Raw genomic sequence first — 15989 nt, 5'->3', positions numbered from 1 at the left:
AGCCGGACGGCTCCCCTCCCCTCCTCTCCCCTTCCCCCGCTTCGCCTCGCCTTCCCTCCCCTCGCCGCCGTGCCGGCACCGGAGACAAGCTTGTGCGGGGCTTGCGGGGGGACGCCGCGTGCGGCCCGAAACGATCCCATCACGTCGCTAGCGGTGGTATGGCGTATTCCGTCGTTTGACCGCTAGCGAGAAGGGTCATGAACCAGCACGTCCCCATGGATGGCGCCGAGACGCCCTCCAATCAGATCGCGGCGAGCCATGCGCGGCTTCTGGGCGGGAAACTGCAGGACCTGGCCGTCGGCTTCTATCCCCCGACGGCGCAGAAGACCCTGCGGCGGTTCTCGGCCGGCGAGACGGCGCGGCTGCTTGGCATCACCGAGGTGCGCCTGCGCCAGCTTCCCTTCGACCGGCTCACGCCGGACCTCGAGATCGGGCCGGCGGGACGGCGCTACTTCACGCTGGCCGAGATCCACGCGGTGCGCCGATACCTCCACGAGATCGACCGCGTCGGGCGGGGCTACCTTCCGCACCGCGACGCGGCGAAGGGCGAGCACCTCCAGGTCATCGCGCTGACGAACTTCAAGGGCGGCTCGGCCAAGACCACGCACACGGCCGGGCTCGCCCATTACCTCGCCCTCCACGGCTATCGCGTGCTGGCGATCGACGCCGACCCGCAGGCCAGCCTGTCCACCCTGCTCGGCATCCGCCCGGACGACAGCTTTCCGACGATCTACGACGCCGTCCGCTACGGCGAGGGCCAGCGCCCGTTGCGGGAGGTGATCCGCAAGACCTACTTCACCGGGCTCGACCTCGCCTCGGCGAACCTCGAGCTCGAGGAGTTCGAGTTCTACGCCCCGCTGATGTCGAGCCCCGAGCGGCGCAGGTCGGGCGGTCCTCCGTTCTTCGCCCGCCTGCCCGTCGCGATCGAGAGCGTGGCCGAGGACTACGACGTGGTGGTGATCGACTGCCCTCCCCGGCTCGGCTATTTCGCGATCTCGGCCCTCTGCGCGGCCACCGCGACCCTGATCACCGTTCATCCGCAGATGATCGACCTCGCGTCCATGCGCCAGTTCCTCACGATGATGAGCGATCTCATGGAGACGGTGCAGGCCGAGGGCGCCCCGCCGCCGGCCCAGGACTGGTTCCGCTACCTCATCACCCGGTACGACCCGCAGAGCGTGCCGCAGACCTCGGTCGTCGGGATGCTGCAGGACCTGTTCGGGAGCTACGTGCTGCCCAAGGCGATGCTCCAGACCCCGGCCGTCTCGACCTCGGGCCTCATCGGCCAGACCATCTACGAGACGCCGCTCGGTCGGGACCGCAGCGACGAGGTGAGCCGTGCCACCTACCGGCGGGCGCTGGACGCCTTCGACGACGTCAACCGGGAGATCGAGGCGCTGATCCGCACCGCGTGGGGGCGGGCATGAGCAAGAGCATCCGCCACCTGATGGCCCGGCCCGCGCCGGAGCTGGCGCCGGACACCCCATCCTCAACGCCATCAACGACTTCACCCCCCTTACCAGCTGGTAATCCCCCCTCCCTGCGCCGGACCGCCGCGGCCCGCTCCTTCGGCGCGGCCTGGCAGGCGCAGGAACAGGCGCGCGCGGCCGCCGACGCCGAGCGCGACGGCAGCGTGGTCGAGCTCGATCCGGAGATCTGCGACCCGTCCGCGATCGCCGACCGCGTGCCTGACACGACCGACGCGGCGTTCGACGCCTTCGTCGAGCAGATCCGCCAGGAGGGGCAGCGCAGTCCCGCCCTGGTCCGCCCGAAGCCCGGCGAGCCCGGCCGCTACGAGATCGCCTACGGCCGGCGGCGGCACCGCGCGGCGCGCCTCCTGGGCCGTCCGCTGCGGGCCATCGTGCGCCCGTTGAGCGACACCGAGCTCATCATCGCGCAGGGGTCCGAGAACCTCGCGCGGGCCGACCTCAGCTACATCGAGCGGGCCCATTTCGCCCGGAACATGGTGCAGGCCGGGGTCGCCCGGGACGTCATCGCCAAGGCGATGGGCCTACAGGCCAGCCACCTCTCGAGCCTGCTGACGGTCGCGGACGCGATTCCCGCCCCCGTGCTCGCCACGATCGGGCCCGCCCCGAGGATCGGCCGGCCGAACTGGCTCACCCTGGCCGACCGGATCAAGGCCGCCGCGCCCGGGCGGATCGACGAGGTCCTCGCCGCCCCGAACCTCGCCGGCAAGACGTCGGACGAGCGGTTCTCCGCCGTGCTGGCGGCGCTCACGACGACCCCGAAGGCGGCCGGGAGGCCGAGGGCCGAGACGCTGAAGGACGCCAAGGGCCTGAAATTCGCCCGCATCGAGCGCAGCACGGCCGGCGTGCGGGTGACGACCGACGAGGCCAGCGAACCCGGCTTCGGCGACTACCTCGCCGGACGGCTTCCCGAGCTACTGGCCGCCTATCGGGCGGGCAAGGCCTGAACCGGCTTGCGCCGATCGGGGACGAGGGCGGCGCAAGACGCGCTCCGCGGAGCCGTGGCCCGGACGAGCGTCGCGACCTCCCGCGGCGGCCGAGTGGCTCGGTTCGCGGACGATGCGCGGGCGACCGGGAGCCTACCGGACCGGCGGGCCAGGGGCCAGGAGTCTTCGTCCGATCCACGCCCTCCTTCGGGGTCGGCTCACCTTCGATGGGCCGACCCCGAAGGATGAGGTCCAGAGTGGGGCAAGGCCCCGACTCGAGGTCGAACTGTCTTGCGAGATCCGCCGATCGCCCCGTGGCCGGACGCGGGCCGGACCGCCGGCGCCCGGATCGGCCATGCCGACGGAGCGCGAGACCTCCACCGCGAGGAAGCGCCGGGCGCTCGTCCGACACCCGCGGGGTCGGGCGCTCGTCCTGCCGCCGCGCGGCGCGTGACGACGCCGCATCGCGCCGGGCCTCGGCACGCACCCGGGCCCGGAGCGGGCCCCGGGCGATCACCATCAACGAAATCAAGCACTTCACCCCCCTTACCAGATGGTAAGGACCGGCCCGTCCACGCGACACCGCCCCGCCGCACGCGACGACCCATGACCGGCCGACGCGCCGGGCGATCGGTCAAGCCGGGGGAAGGGGTCGATGGTGGTCGTCCGCCCGGGCGGCGTCGAGCGCGCGACACACCGCGTCGAGGCCGTCCGACAGGGCCGCCGGGCCCGGCTGCAGGATCAGGGGCGACTTGATCTCGACGATCCGCCCGGCCCGGACCGCCGGGATCCCGGCCCATCCGGGCCGGGACGCGATGCGCGACGCGACGACCTTCTTGCCGCACCAGGACGCCAGGATGAGGTCGGGCGCTGCTGCGATCACCTGCCCGGGCGACACGATCCGGTCGCGGGCGGCCTGGCCCGCGCGCAGGGCCGGAAAGACGTCGTCGCCGCCGGCGACCGCGACGAGTTCCGAGACCCAGCCGATCCCGGAGATCAGCGGTTCGTCCCATTCCTCGAAATAGACCCGCGGCCGGGGCAGGCCAGCCGTCGCGGCCCGGACCGCCGCGAGCCTGTCCTCGTAGCCGCGCGCCAGCGCCTCCGCCTTTTCGGGAACCCCGACGAGCGCGCCGAGCAGGCGGATCATCGCCAGGATGCCCGCCACGTCGCGCTGGTTGAACGCGTGCACCGCCACGCCGGCCCGGATCAGCGCGGCGACGATGTCCGCCTGCAGGTCGGAGAAGGTGAGGACGAGGTCGGGCGACAGCGCCAGGATCTTCGGGATGTCGGCCGAGGTGAAGGCCGACACGCGCGGCTTCTCCCGCCGGACCCGCGGCGGCCGGACGGCGTAGCCCGAGACGCCGACGATGCGGTGGTCCTCGCCGAGCAGGTACAGGGTCTCGACCGTCTCCTCGGTCAGGCAGACGATCCTCTCGGGTGGGAAGCGACGCACGGGACCTCACGCATGGGCGGCGGGGGATCGCGACGCCGCCATGCCGCCGGCGCACGGGGGAGGCCGCCGGCCGGCGCCGCCCAGGCCGGTCGGGGCGGATGACGGGGGAGGGGGCGGCACTGCATCCCCGTCCCCCCGCCGGGCGACGCCCGATCGCACGGCAACCGGACGCTGCGCCAGGCCGTCGATCGTGCGAAACTTCCTGCGACGGGGCGGCCCGCGCCTCGCCGCGAGATGCCCTCGAGCAGGGTGCGGAAAGTCGGCCGCCGTTCCCGCGGCAAGAGCCCGCGACGAGACGAGGGCCTCAGCGGACGACGCGTTGGCCTGCCGGCGCGAGCCCGCTCAGGCCGCGCGGCGGCCGTGCGCCTTGTTCCGGCGGGAGACGCCGAGCCCCTTGCGCGGCTCGCACTTCATGCCGTGGCTGTGCCAGCCCTCCGCGGGGGCCTGCTGCCAGCCCTGATGGCACCCATGCGCGGCCGCGGGGGCGACCCACAGGGCCGTCAGCAATCCGATCGAAACAGCAAGCGCACGCATCAGACGATTCCTTCCAAGCTCGACGAGGGAGAATCTAGAGCCGGCCGGCGAGCGTCAACCGCGGAGGCGGGCTCGGGGCGAGGGGGCGGCACGTCCTGGAGATCGCCGGCGACCACCGCATCCTCGCGGCGGCGGGCCGGAGGGCGGGCTCTCCCCCGATCCCGGACCTGGATCGCCGTCGCCGACCGGTGCGCGCCGCCGCCCTCAGCCCCGGTAGGCGAGCAGGTAGGCGCCGGCGGTGACGAGGCTGATCCCGAGCCAGTTGATCCCCGACAGGCGCTCGCCCAGCAGCGTCGCGCCGAGCACGGCGACCAGCACGATCGACAGCTTGTTGAGGGTCGCGACCTGCGCCGCGCCGCCGGTCTTGAGCGCCCGGAAGTAGCAGGCCCAGGACCCCGCGGTGGCAAGGCCCGACAGGCTGAGGAGGCCGAGGTTGCGCCCGGTGAGGCCGCGCAGCGCCTGCCACTGGCCGGTGGCGAGGCAGATCGCCCCGAGCGCCAGGAGGATGACCACCGAGCGCATGAAGGCGGCGGCATCCGACTCCGCGCCGGCGCTGCCGGCCCGGGCGAGCAGCGCCGTCAACGCGGTGAACACCGCCGAGACCAGTGCCCAGAGCTGCCAGGACATCCGGCGATCCCTCCTCGTCGAACCGATCCATCATGAATGGCGGCCATGGGCCGATGCCGACAATGCGTTTCACTGGCGCACCGGCTTCGCGCAGCTTCCCGCCCCGACGGCCCGGCACGGGCGGCGGACGACGCGACCGGCGCGGCCGGCCCCGTCGATCTTCTGGGGGAGAGGACACCATGGACCAGTCGCGACGGCTGTTTCTCGGCACGGCGGCGCTCGGCGCCGGCACCCTGATGGCCTCGGGAGCGCAGGCCCTCGAGCACGACCACGGCAACCCGGGCGACGGCGGGTTCGGCCGCCGGTCGGTCTCGCTGCCGCCGGGCGCCAAGGTCGCCTACCACGATCCGCAGGATGTCGGCGCGATGCCCGACTTCCGCTTCTCCCTCGACGGCAACCGCCCGAAGGTGACCTCCGGCGGCTGGGCCAAGGAGGCGACGGTGCACCAGTTCCCCATCAGCAAGGGGATCGCGGGCGTGCACATGTTCCTCGAGCCCGGCGCCTCGCGCGAGCTGCACTGGCACGCCATCGCGGCGGAATGGGCCTACGTCATCGACGGGCGCTGCCAGACCGTGGTGCTCGACCCCTCAGGCGCGAGCGAGATCAACAACTACGAGCCCGGCGACCTCTGGTACTTTCCGAAGGGCCACGGCCACTCGATCCAGACCATCGGCAACAAGCCCTGCCACTTCATCCTGTCGTTCGACAACGGCGCCTTCTCGGAGCACGGCACCTTCTCGATCACCGACTGGATCGACGTGACGCCGAAGGACATGCTGGCCCTCGATTTCGGCCTGCCGGCGAGCGCCTTCGACGCCTTCCCGAAGGGCGAGGCCTACATCCAGGCCGGTCCCGTCGTGCCGGTCGCGGATGCCCTCGACGCGCCCTGGCCGAAGGAATCGACCCACAAGTTCCGCCTGCTCAAGGATCCGCGCGCCGTGCGCGAGTTCGACGGCGGCACCTTCCGGCTCGCCACGGTGGACGAGTGGCCGATCCAGAAGACGATGTCGGGCGGCGTGATGACGATCCGGCCGGGGCAGATGCGCAAGCTGCACTGGAACGTCAACGCCAACGAGTGGCACTACTACCTGAAGGGCAGGGGCCAGGTCGCCCTGTTCGGCTCGGGCGGGCGCGGCAAGGTGGCCGAGTTCAAGCCCGGCGACGTCGCCTACATCCCGATGGGCTTCGGCCACGCGATCAAGAACGTCGGCGACGAGGACCTCGAGATCGTCCAGACCTGGGACAACGGCAAGTTCGAGGAGATCGACCTCGACACCTGGATCAAGGCGAGCCCGCGCTACCTGCTGTCGAACAATTTTTCCGGCGTACCCGGCGAGACGGTGACGAAGCTGAAGCAGGGATAAGAAGTAAGGTTAAGAGAAGTCTCGGCCGAGGCGCGACCCGGCGGGGGAGAAAACCCTCCCCCGTCCGCGGTGGAGGGCGGCCTGCAAAGCAGGCGCGGCGGACGCGAGGCGCGCCGGGAGGGGACGGCGCCTGGGGCCGAAGCGGAGCCGTTCCGACGGCCGCGCACCGGATCGGCACCATGCGCGCCTATCCCCCGCAGCGCCCCTCCGCTACAACCCGCGCCCGTGAACTGGGACGCGTTCGACTTCAAGCTGCTCATCGTGTTCGACGCGATCATGCGCGAGCGCCACGTCACGCGCGCCGGCGAGCGGCTGGCGCTGAGCCAGTCCGCGGTGAGCCACGCGCTCCAGCGGCTGCGCCGGGCCTTCGACGACGAATTGTTCGTGCGCGGCCCCGACGGCATGGCCCCGACGCCCCGGGCCCTCGACCTCGCCGAGCCGGTGCGCCGGGCGCTCGCCGAGATCGAGGGGGCGCTGCACCAGGACCACTTCGATCCGGCCTCCTCGACCGCGAGCTTCCGCCTGGTGCTCAACAACACCGCCGCGGTCGTGCTCGCCGCGCCGATCGCCGAGTGGATCGGGAGCCGGGCCCCGTCCCTGCGCCTGCACATGAGCCCGAGCGGCACCGTGCGCCTCGACGACCTCCTCGACCGCGGCGACGTCGACCTCGCGGTCGTGGGCAGCGGCCGGGTCGAGGGCGAGCGCTTCGGCACCACGACGCTGTTTCGCGACGGGTTCTCGGTCGTCGCCCGGCGCGGGCACCCGGCACTCGCCGAGCCGCCCAGCTACGATCGCCTCGCCGGCCTGCCCCACCTCGTGGTGTCCTCGACCGGCGACGACGTCGGCTTCCTCGACGCGATCCTGAGCCGCCGGGGCCTGCCGGCGCGCCGGATCGCGATGGCGGCGCCGTTCCTGTCGGCGGCGGCGATCCTCGCGCGCTCCGACATGGTGGCGGTGCTGGGCGCCCGGATCGCCCGGACCCTCGCGACGACGCACCCGGTCGCCTGCGCGGACCTGCCGGCCGATCCCGACCTGCCGGTCACCCGCTCGGTCCTGGTCTGGGCAAGGCGGGTCGAGCGCCATCCGGGCCACGCCTGGCTGCGGCGGCAGATCGCGGCCTGCGCCCGCGGCCTCGCGTCCGGCCCGCACGAGGCGGACCGCGACACGGCGACTCCGGCGGGACCGGTCGCCGATTAGCCGCCGGGACGCGGAGGGGAGGGGGCCTCAGGCGGAGCGGGACGCTAGGGCAGCGCCCGGTCGCTCTGCAACCGGGCGCTGCTCCAGGTCATTGGTCTTGACGCATTTTCTATCGGCGAAACGGAGCCTACTTCGTCGGAAAATGCTCCAGCGCCGCCGCGAGGCGCCGCAGGCCCGGCTCGATCTGCGGCAGCGGGATCGCCGTGAAGCCGAGCCGGAAGAACCGGCGCCCGCGCGCCGGATCCATGAAGAAGATGTCGCCGGGCTCGATCAGCACGCCCTCGCCCCGGAGCCGCTCGCCGAGCGCCCGGGCGTCGAGCCCCGCCGGTCCCTCGACCCAGAAGCTCTTCGCGCCGAAGCCGCGGCGGATCGTGCAGGCCGGCATCAGCTCCGGCGCGAGCGCGGCGATGAGGTCGGCCCGCGGGCGCAGGAGGGCGGCCGTCCGCGCGAGGTGGGCGCGGTAATGCCCGAGCGCGATGAAGGTGGCGAGGCTGCGCTGGTTGTTGGTCGGCGGGTGGCGCAGCATCAGGCGGCGCAGCGCCCGCAGCTCGTCGATCACCGCGGGCGGGGCGACGACGTAGCCGACGCGCAGGCCGGGCGCGAGAACCTTCGAGAACGAGCCGACGTGGATCACCCGCCCGTCGGCGTCGAGGCTCTTGAGGCTCGGCAGCCCGGCCTCCTCCTCGGTCGAGAGGTCGGCCTCGTAATCGTCCTCGACGAGGACGACGTCGTCCTGCGCCGCGGCGGCGAGAAGCTCGCGGCGGCGCGACAGGGGCGTGACGGCGGTCGTCGGGCATTGATGGCCGATCGTCACGAAGGCGACGTCGCAGGCGCGGAAATCCCCGTCCGGCACGATGCCGCGGGCGTCGCGGGCGAGCGGCCGGATCCGGTCCGTCGCGAGCCCGACCATGTTGCGCGCGTCGGTGTAGCCCGGATCCTCGAGCCCGACCGTGGTGCGGCGGGCGACGAGGAGCTGGACCAGCAGCGACAGGGCGTGCTGCGAGCCGATCGTCACCATGATCTCGCCGGGGGCGGCGAGGATGCCGCGGCGCGGCAGCACCCGCAGGCGGAGCTGCTCGATCAGGGCGCGGTCGTCGTCGTCGACCTGGTCGAAGCTCCAGCCGCTGATCTCCTTGACGCTGGAGGCCGCCTTCACGCTCTCGCGCCAGGCCGCGACCGGAAACAGGCTCGGGTCGAACTGCCCGAACAGGAACGGGTAGGGGTAGCGCGTCCAGTCGCGCGGCTTGGTGATCTGGGGCAGGCGTGAGGGGCGGATCGCGAAGCGGCCGGACCAGGCCTGCATCGCCCCGGGCGCCCCCGGATCCGGGCCGGGCGGGGCGCAGGCCGCCGGCGGGGCGACGAAGCAGCCGCTGCGGCCGCGCGAGACGAGGACGCCCGCGTCGACCAGACCGTCATAGGCCGCCACGACGGTGTTGCGTGCGATGCCGAGCTCGGCCGCGAGGCCGCGGCTCGAGGGCAGCCGCGCGCCCGGCGCCAGCAGCCCGGCCGCGATCGCCTCGCCGACCATCCGGCCGATCTGGGCGTGCAACGCCGGCTCGTCGCCGGACCGGCCCCCGAACAGCATCCGCCAGGCAATGTCGCTCGACATGGCCGCCAGTATCGCCCGCCCGCCCGATGCGGGAAAGCGCCGGGACCGGCGCCGCTGCCGAAACGGCGGGCGCCGGCGCCGGAAAACGGCAGCAGATGCCCGCGCAAGCGGCGCGGACCGCGCCACTGGTCCAGACCGGGCCCAAACCGGCCCGAACTGGATCTTTCGGCGCGGGGGCCGGCTGCCCTTCAATGCGGGGGTTCCCACGGTCGAGGCCGCCACGAGGACCGCTCCATGACCACCCAGACACCCCGTCGGACGCCCCCCGGCACGACCCGCGCGACGACCCGCAGGACGGTGTGGCTGTCGGCGCTCGCCGGGGCGATCGGCGCGGCGCTCGGTTCACCCGTCCCGGCCGTCGCCGCCGAGAAGACCGTCACCTTCGCCTATCAGGACATGATGACGCCGATCCGGGTCCTGATGGAGAGCGGCGAGCTGGAGAAGCAGACCGGCTACAAGGTGAAATGGGTCAAGTTCGGCGGAGGCGGCGACGTCATCCGGGCGATGGCCTCGGGCAACGTCGATGTCGGCGAGGCGGGCTCCTCGCCGGTCGCGGCCGCCGCCTCGCAGGGCCTGCCGATCACGCTGTTCTGGATTCTCGACGACATCGGCGACGCCGAGCAGCTCGTCGCCCGCAAGGGCACCGGGATCGCATCGATCCGGGACCTGAAGGGCAAGACGGTCGCGGTGCCGTTCGTCTCCACGGCGCATTACCAGCTGACCTTCGCCCTGCAGGAGGCGGGTCTCGCGGCCAAGGACGTCCGGGTCCTCAACATGCGCCCGCCCGAGATCGCCGCCGCCTGGGAGCGCGGCGACATCGACGCCGCCTTCATCTGGGCGCCGGTGCTGACGAACCTCAAGAAGTCCGGCACGGTGCTGGCCTCGGCCGGCGACTTCGCCGCCAAGGGCAAGGCGACCTTCGACGGGATCGTGGCGACGAACGCCTTCAAGGCCGCCCATCCCGGCTTCCTCGCCACCTTCGTCCGGCTGCTCGCCGCGGCGGACGCGGATTACGCGCGATCCGGCGAATCCTGGAAAGCGGGGACGCCGCAGGTCGCCGCGATCGCCAAGTGGACCGGCGCCGCCCCGGAGGACGTGCCGGCGGGCCTCGCCGCCTATCGGTTCCCGACGATCGACGAGCAGATCTCGCCGCGCTGGCTCGGCGGAGGGGCCGCGGGCGCGCTCAAGTCCACGGCGGAGTTCCTGAAGGCGCAAGGGCGCGTACCCGACCTCGCGCCCGATTACGGCACGTTCGTCACCGCCGACGTGGCCAAGGCCGCGGCCAAGCCCTGACCGGCCAAGCCCTGACCGGCCGGCCCCGGCCGGACGCCCCGACAGCCAGGAGACCGTCATGCTGGAGATCCGCAAGCTCAGCGTCCAGTACGGGGAGGGCCAGAGCGCCACCGTCGCCCTGTCCTGGGTCGATCTCACGATCGAGCCGGGAGAGTTCGTGGTCGCGCTCGGTGCGTCCGGCTGCGGGAAGACGACCCTGCTCAACTGCATCGCCGGCTTCCTGCCGGCGACGGAGGGGCAGATCCTGCTCGACGGGCGCCCGGTCGCCGGACCGGGGGCGGATCGCGGCGTCGTCTTCCAGCGCCACGCCCTGATGCCCTGGCTCACCGTGCTGGAGAACGTCGGCTTCGGGCTGCGGATGCAGGGCGTCCGGCGGCCCGAGCGCGAGGCGCGGGCCCGGGCGATGCTCGACCTCGTCGGCCTCGCCGATTGCGCGGGCAAGCGGATCTACGAGCTCTCCGGCGGCATGCAGCAGCGGGTCGGCATCGCCCGGGCGCTCACCGCCGATCCCCGCATGCTGCTGATGGACGAGCCGCTCGGCGCGCTCGACGCCTTCACCCGCGAGCAGGTGCAGGAGCTGATCCTGTCGATCTGGGCCCGCACGCGGAAGATGGCGTTCTTCATCACCCACGAGGTCGAGGAGGCGATCTTCCTCGCCACCAAGCTGGTGATCATGACCCCGCGGCCGGGCCGCATCGCCGAGATCGTCCCGCTCGATTTCTGCCGCCGCTTCCTCGCCGGCGAGGAAGCCCGGGCGGTGAAGTCCAGCCCCGACTTCATCGCGATGCGCGAGCGGGTGCTGCGCTTCATCCACGACCACGGCGGGACCGGAGGCGAGCCCGCGCGGACCGATCCGGGATCCGGGCGGGCCGACACCGCACGAGGCGCCGCCGCATGAGATCCGCCGCGACCCACGCCCTTCCCGTCCCTGCCGCCCCGGGCCAGACCGTGACCGACACTCCCGATTCGGCGATGCGCGCCCTGTCCCCGCTCGGCCGCCGCCGGGCCGCGATGCACGGGCGCGCGCCCAAGACCCTGCTGATCAGCCTCGCGACGGTCGCCGTCGCGCTCGCCGCCTGGGGCGTCGCCACGCAGACCGGCCTCGTCAAGCCGCTGTTCCTGCCCCGGCCCGAGAGCGTGCTCAAGGCCTTCGCGGACGCGGTCGAGGGCCGCATCGACGGCGCGCCGCTCCTCGAGCACGTCGCCATGAGCCTCGTGCGGGTCGCCGGCGCCTTCCTGCTCGCCGCCCTGATCGGGATCCCGGTCGGCCTCGCCACCGGCCTGAGCCCGACCCTGCGCGCGGTGCTCGATCCCTTCATCGAGTTCTACCGGCCGTTGCCGCCGCTCGCCTACCTGCCGCTCGTCATCATCTGGTTCGGCATCGGCGAGACCTCGAAGATCCTGCTGATCTTCCTCGCCTGCTTCGCCCCCGTGGCGCTCGCGGCGCGCGCCGGCGTCGCGGCGGCGAGCGCCGACCAGATCAACGCCGCCCGGGCGCTGGGCGCGAGCCGCGCCCAGGTGGTGCGCCACGTCGTCCTGCCGGCGGCCCTGCCCGACATCCTGGTGGGCCTGCGCATCGGCATGGGCGTCGGCTGGACCACGCTGGTGGCGGCCGAGATGGTGGCGGCCTCGACCGGCATCGGCCAGATGGTGCTCAACGCCTCGAACTTCCTGCGCACCGACATCGTGATCATGGGCATCCTGGTGATCGGCGCGCTCGCCGGCGCCTTCGAGCTCGGCATGCGCCGGCTGGAGCGCCGCCTCACCCCCTGGAAGGGCAAGGCGTGAGCCTCTCCCCGATCGAGGCGTGAGCCCGTCCCACCATGGTCCTTCCCGCGCCGTCCGTCCTCGCCTTCACCGGCGTGACCTTCCTGGCTGCCGCGTTCCGGGGCGTCACCGGCTTCGGCTACAGCCTCGTCGCGGCCCTCGGCCTGGGGCTCCTGCCCTCCGCGCAGGCCGGCATCCCGTTCCTCCTCGGGGCCGATCTCGTCCTCACGGCGCTCCTCCTCCTCGACCGGCGCGGCGTCTCGGTCGATTGGCGGGTCCTGCGCCCGCTCCTCGCCGCCGGCCTACTCGGCGCGGCGTGCGGCGGCCCCCTGGCGGTCGGCCTCGACGAGACCACGGCGCGGCTCGTCGTGACCGTGGCGGTGCTGGGAGCGGCCGGGGTCGCCCTGGTGCGCCGTCCGCCGGCCTGGCTCGCCGACCGGCGCATCGGCATCGCCGTCGCGGCCCTGGTCGGGGGGCTGATCAGCGCCTTCGCGGTCGGCGGCCCGCTGATCTCGGCCTGGCTCCTGGCGAGCGGCGCCGAGCGCCACCGCCTCAAGGGGACCCTCGCGGTCTTCTTCGGCGCGGCGGACATCCTCGGCCTTGCCGGCCGCGGCCTCCTCGGGGCGATCGAGCCCGGGGTCTGGGACCTCGTCCTCCTCTACGGGGTGCCGACGCTGCTGGGCTTTGCCGCCGGCACACTCCTCTCGGCCCGCCTCTCGCCGGTGGCGTGGCGCCGCCTCGCCTCCGGGGGCCTCGCCGGCATCGCGGCGACGGGCCTCGTCCAGGCGCTCGGCGAAGCCTTCGTCACCCTCGGGCACGGATAGGCCGCCCGGCGACCGCGCCCTTCCTCTAGCATCGGGGGACGCCGCTCCCCGCACGATGCCCTTCTCCGGAGACCCGCATGTCCAAGATCGCCCTCGTCACCGGAGCCACCGCGGGCTTCGGCGACGCCATCGCCCGCCGGCTCGCCCGCGACGGCTGGCGCGTCGTGGTGACCGGGCGCCGCCGCGACCGGCTCGACGCCCTGGTGGCGACGCTCGGCGGCAGCGAGCGCGCCCATCCGCTCGCCTTCGACATCCGCGACGAGGCGGCGACCCGGGACGCGCTCGCGTCGCTGCCGCCGGCCTTCGCGGAGGTCTCGCTCCTCGTCAACAATGCGGGGCTGGCGCTCGGCACCGGGCCGGCGCAGGAGAGCGACCTCGCCCAGTGGCGGACGATGATCGACACCAACGTCGTCGGCCTCGTCACGATCACCCGGCTCCTGCTCGACCGGCTGATCGCCCATCGCGGCCTCGTCGTGAACCTCGCCTCGATCGCCTCCCACTGGCCCTATCCGGGCGGCAACGTCTACGGCGGGACCAAGGCCTTCGTCCGGCAGTTCTCGCTGGGGCTGCGCTGCGACCTCTCGGCCAAGGGCGTCAGGGTCACCTCGATCGAGCCCGGCCTGTCCGAGAGCGAGTTCACGCTGGTGCGCACCGGCGGCGACCAGGCGGCCTCCGACGCCCTCTACAAGGGCGCGCACCCGCTCCGGCCCGAGGACATCGCCGAGACCGTCGGCTGGGTCGCCTCGCTGCCGCCCCACGTCAACGTCAACAGCCTGGAGATCATGCCGGTGACCCAGTCCTGGGCCCCCTTCGCGATCCAGCGCGACCCGACGGCCTGACGGATCGTCCGCTCATCCCCCGCCATCAGGAAACCCTGCCAGGAAACTCGGCCATGAACGACCTCTCCCGCACCAACGACCTGCGCCACGTCATCGAGGCCGACCGGGCCCATGTCTGGCACCACCTGTCGCAGCACAAGCCCTACGAGACCGTCGACCCGCGGGTGATGGTCGAGGGGAGGGGGATGCGGGTCTGGGACGCCACCGGGCGCGAATACCTCGACGCGGTCTCGGGCGGGGTCTGGACCGTCAATGTCGGCTACGGGCGCACCAGCATCGCCGACGCGGTGCGCGACCAACTGGTCAAGCTCAACTACTTCGCCGGCTCGGCCGGATCGATCCCCGCGGCGCTGTTCTCCGAGCGGCTGATCGCCAAGATGCCGGGCATGACCCGCGTCTACTACGCGAATTCGGGATCGGAGGCGAACGAGAAGGTCTTCAAGATGGTGCGCCAGATCGCGCACCGGCACCATGGCGGGCGCAAATCCAAGATCCTCTACCGCGAGCGCGACTACCACGGCACCACGATCGGGGCGCTCGCCGCCGCCGGCCAGGATCAGCGCCGCGACCAGTACGGCCCGTTCCCGGACGGCTTCGTGGCCGTCCCCCACTGCCTCGAATACCGCAGCCAGTGGGGGAGGGTGGAGAATTACGGCGAGATGGCCGCCGACGCCATCGAGGCGGTAATCCTGCGCGAGGGCCCCGACACCGTCGGGGCGATCTGCCTCGAACCCGTCACCGCCGGCGGCGGCGTGATCACGCCGCCGAAGGGCTACTGGGAGAAGGTGCAGGACATCTGCCGCCGGCACGAGATCCTGATCCACATCGACGAGGTGGTGTGCGGCATGGGCCGCACGGGTGCGTGGTTCGGCTACCAGAACTACGGCGTGCAGCCCGATTTCGTCACCATGGCCAAGGGGGTGGCGTCGGGCTACGCGGCGATCGCCTGCACGGTGACGACCGAGGCGGTCTTCGCGCTGTTCAAGGACGACGCCGCCGACCCGATGTCGTATTTTCGCGATATCTCGACCTTCGGCGGCTGCACCGCCGGCCCGGCGGCCGCGCTCGAGAACATGCGGATCATCGAGGACGAGGGCCTGATCGACAACACGGTCGCGATGGGCGAGCGGCTGATGGCGGGCCTGCACGGCCTCGCCGAGCGCCACGCGGCGATCGGCGACGTGCGCGGCAAGGGCCTGTTTTGCGGCGCCGAGCTCGTCGCCGACCGCGCCACCCGCGAGCCGATGGACGAGAAGCGGGTCCAGGCGGTGGTGGCCGACTGCATGGCGCACGGCGTCATCATCGGCGCCACCAACCGCTCGCTCGCCGGGCTCAACAACACGCTGTGCCTGAGCCCGGCCCTGATCGCGACCCCGGACGACATCGACCGGATCGTCGAGGCGATCGACGGGGCCCTGACCCGGGTGTTCGCCTGAGGCTCCGGCGGGCCGCCCGGCCCCGGGACGCGCGCGATGTCCGGGCACGGCTCGATCCTCCGGACATCGCGCCGGGGCCCCCCGGCCCGGTCGCGAGAGCGCGCCGCGATCCGGGATGCAGGGCGGAGGATCCCCGGCTGGGGGGACCGGTGGCCCCAAGGCTGGAGCGGCGCCCGATCGCGTTGCAACCGGCCGGCGCTCCAGGTCTGTGGTTTTACCGCATTGTCTCTCGCTGAACCGACATCCACCTCATCGGAAAATGTCTTTGGATCAAAACCCAATCAGCTTGACCGCGCGCGTCCGCTTTCGACCCATAGCGGCCGATCGGTCATGCTCGGCATCTCAGTCACCAGGGGGATGAACAATCATCGCCGAGATCAGGCAGACCGCCTCCACCACCTGAGGGCCGTGCCGTGGGGACAGCCGCTCGGGCAGCCGGGCACCGAGCAGGCACCAGAGATCATGGTTCAGGTTGAACACGGTCGTGCCTAGGAGCCAGTCGCCGGGCAGCGGTGCGCCAAGCTCATCGCGCAGAGGCGCCGCCGTGGCGTCCTCGGCCGCCATGATCCATTCGGCCAGCGCGACCAGTGCGGGATCCTCAACCTCGCAGGCGAGGGCGAACCACAGAAGCCC

General features: G+C 72.7%; 14 protein-coding genes and 1 pseudogene. 10 read left to right on the top strand and 5 right to left on the bottom strand.

From position 1 onward, the window contains the following. Positions 1–197: 197 nt before the first annotated feature. Positions 198–1427: a plasmid partitioning protein RepA gene (gene repA, locus HPY23_RS08705; protein WP_091889841.1), complete on the top strand. Its 1230-nt coding sequence runs from the start codon at positions 198–200 to the stop codon at positions 1425–1427. After that, the gene (repB, locus tag HPY23_RS08700) at positions 1424–2434 is read left to right on the top strand and encodes a plasmid partitioning protein RepB (protein ID WP_091889925.1); all 1011 of its coding nucleotides are present in this window, start codon (positions 1424–1426) and stop codon (positions 2432–2434) included. Before repA ends, repB begins: the two co-directional genes overlap by 4 nt. A gap of 613 nt (positions 2435–3047) precedes the next feature. On the opposite strand, the gene HPY23_RS08695 is transcribed toward repB, so the two are convergent. From HPY23_RS08695 to HPY23_RS08685, 3 genes are all read right to left on the bottom strand, one after another. Further along, positions 3048–3866: a cobalamin-binding protein gene (locus HPY23_RS08695; RefSeq protein ID WP_091889838.1), complete on the bottom strand. Its 819-nt coding sequence runs from the start codon at positions 3864–3866 to the stop codon at positions 3048–3050. Between the two features lie 342 nt (positions 3867–4208). After that, positions 4209–4400 carry a hypothetical protein gene (locus tag HPY23_RS08690; RefSeq protein WP_091753992.1) on the bottom strand — a complete coding sequence of 64 codons (192 nt, stop codon included), beginning with the start codon at positions 4398–4400 and terminating at the stop codon, positions 4209–4211. Between the two features lie 204 nt (positions 4401–4604). Continuing rightward, positions 4605–5027 (bottom strand): EamA family transporter, encoded by a 423-nt coding sequence (locus HPY23_RS08685; RefSeq protein ID WP_091889835.1) that lies wholly within the window; start codon positions 5025–5027, stop codon positions 4605–4607. Between the two features lie 179 nt (positions 5028–5206). On the opposite strand from HPY23_RS08685, the gene HPY23_RS08680 reads away from it, so the two are divergent. Together HPY23_RS08680 and HPY23_RS08675 are read left to right on the top strand one after the other, a co-directional pair. Continuing rightward, entirely contained in the window at positions 5207–6391 is a 1185-nt protein-coding gene (locus HPY23_RS08680; protein WP_091889832.1) for a cupin domain-containing protein, read from the top strand. Positions 6392–6616: 225 nt separating this feature from the next. Further along, positions 6617–7588, top strand: coding sequence for a LysR family transcriptional regulator (locus HPY23_RS08675; RefSeq protein ID WP_091889829.1), 972 nt, complete (start codon positions 6617–6619; stop codon positions 7586–7588). A gap of 127 nt (positions 7589–7715) precedes the next feature. Here the strand turns inward: HPY23_RS08675 and HPY23_RS08670 are convergent, their stop codons facing one another. Then, on the bottom strand, positions 7716–9197 hold the full coding sequence (locus tag HPY23_RS08670; RefSeq protein ID WP_091889826.1) for an aminotransferase-like domain-containing protein: 1482 nt from the start codon (positions 9195–9197) through the stop codon (positions 7716–7718). A gap of 234 nt (positions 9198–9431) precedes the next feature. On the opposite strand from HPY23_RS08670, the gene tauA reads away from it, so the two are divergent. From tauA to tpa, 6 genes are all read left to right on the top strand, one after another. Next, the gene (gene tauA / locus HPY23_RS08665) at positions 9432–10490 is read left to right on the top strand and encodes a taurine ABC transporter substrate-binding protein (RefSeq protein ID WP_091889823.1); all 1059 of its coding nucleotides are present in this window, start codon (positions 9432–9434) and stop codon (positions 10488–10490) included. A gap of 58 nt (positions 10491–10548) precedes the next feature. Beyond that, entirely contained in the window at positions 10549–11388 is an 840-nt protein-coding gene (locus HPY23_RS08660) for a taurine ABC transporter ATP-binding protein (protein WP_091889820.1), read from the top strand. Positions 11389–11501: 113 nt separating this feature from the next. After that, the gene (locus HPY23_RS08655; RefSeq protein WP_236012623.1) at positions 11502–12278 is read left to right on the top strand and encodes an ABC transporter permease subunit; all 777 of its coding nucleotides are present in this window, start codon (positions 11502–11504) and stop codon (positions 12276–12278) included. A 35-nt stretch (positions 12279–12313) separates the two neighbouring features. Beyond that, positions 12314–13081, top strand: a complete 768-nt coding sequence (locus tag HPY23_RS08650; protein ID WP_091889814.1) for a TSUP family transporter — start codon at positions 12314–12316, stop codon at positions 13079–13081. A 77-nt stretch (positions 13082–13158) separates the two neighbouring features. Continuing rightward, positions 13159–13920: an SDR family NAD(P)-dependent oxidoreductase gene (locus HPY23_RS08645; protein ID WP_091889811.1), complete on the top strand. Its 762-nt coding sequence runs from the start codon at positions 13159–13161 to the stop codon at positions 13918–13920. A 53-nt stretch (positions 13921–13973) separates the two neighbouring features. Continuing rightward, positions 13974–15356, top strand: coding sequence for a hypotaurine--pyruvate aminotransferase Tpa (tpa, locus tag HPY23_RS08640; protein ID WP_060848287.1), 1383 nt, complete (start codon positions 13974–13976; stop codon positions 15354–15356). Positions 15357–15698: 342 nt separating this feature from the next. Here tpa and HPY23_RS08635 read toward each other — a convergent pair. Then, positions 15699–15989 (bottom strand): annotated as a pseudogene (locus HPY23_RS08635) (hypothetical protein); the annotation flags it as partial.

It is taken from the genome of Methylobacterium ajmalii, from assembly GCF_016613415.1.
Taxonomy (GTDB): domain Bacteria; phylum Pseudomonadota; class Alphaproteobacteria; order Rhizobiales; family Beijerinckiaceae; genus Methylobacterium; species Methylobacterium ajmalii.
This window is presented reverse-complemented; position numbering and strand designations above follow the sequence as displayed.

What these genes read in the sequence shown, in the direction of transcription:
- tauA (WP_091889823.1), top strand. Translation starts at nt 9,432, where the DNA reads ATGACCACCCAGACACCCCGTCGGACGCCCCCCGGCACGACCCGCGCG.
- HPY23_RS08655 (WP_236012623.1), top strand. Translation starts at nt 11,502, where the DNA reads ATGCACGGGCGCGCGCCCAAGACCCTGCTGATCAGCCTCGCGACGGTC.
- HPY23_RS08685 (WP_091889835.1), bottom strand. Translation starts at nt 5,027, where the DNA reads ATGTCCTGGCAGCTCTGGGCACTGGTCTCGGCGGTGTTCACCGCGTTG.
- HPY23_RS08645 (WP_091889811.1), top strand. Translation starts at nt 13,159, where the DNA reads ATGTCCAAGATCGCCCTCGTCACCGGAGCCACCGCGGGCTTCGGCGAC.
- repB (WP_091889925.1), top strand. Translation starts at nt 1,424, where the DNA reads ATGAGCAAGAGCATCCGCCACCTGATGGCCCGGCCCGCGCCGGAGCTG.
- HPY23_RS08650 (WP_091889814.1), top strand. Translation starts at nt 12,314, where the DNA reads ATGGTCCTTCCCGCGCCGTCCGTCCTCGCCTTCACCGGCGTGACCTTC.
- HPY23_RS08690 (WP_091753992.1), bottom strand. Translation starts at nt 4,400, where the DNA reads ATGCGTGCGCTTGCTGTTTCGATCGGATTGCTGACGGCCCTGTGGGTC.
- tpa (WP_060848287.1), top strand. Translation starts at nt 13,974, where the DNA reads ATGAACGACCTCTCCCGCACCAACGACCTGCGCCACGTCATCGAGGCC.
- HPY23_RS08670 (WP_091889826.1), bottom strand. Translation starts at nt 9,197, where the DNA reads ATGTCGAGCGACATTGCCTGGCGGATGCTGTTCGGGGGCCGGTCCGGC.
- repA (WP_091889841.1), top strand. Translation starts at nt 198, where the DNA reads ATGAACCAGCACGTCCCCATGGATGGCGCCGAGACGCCCTCCAATCAG.
- HPY23_RS08660 (WP_091889820.1), top strand. Translation starts at nt 10,549, where the DNA reads ATGCTGGAGATCCGCAAGCTCAGCGTCCAGTACGGGGAGGGCCAGAGC.
- HPY23_RS08680 (WP_091889832.1), top strand. Translation starts at nt 5,207, where the DNA reads ATGGACCAGTCGCGACGGCTGTTTCTCGGCACGGCGGCGCTCGGCGCC.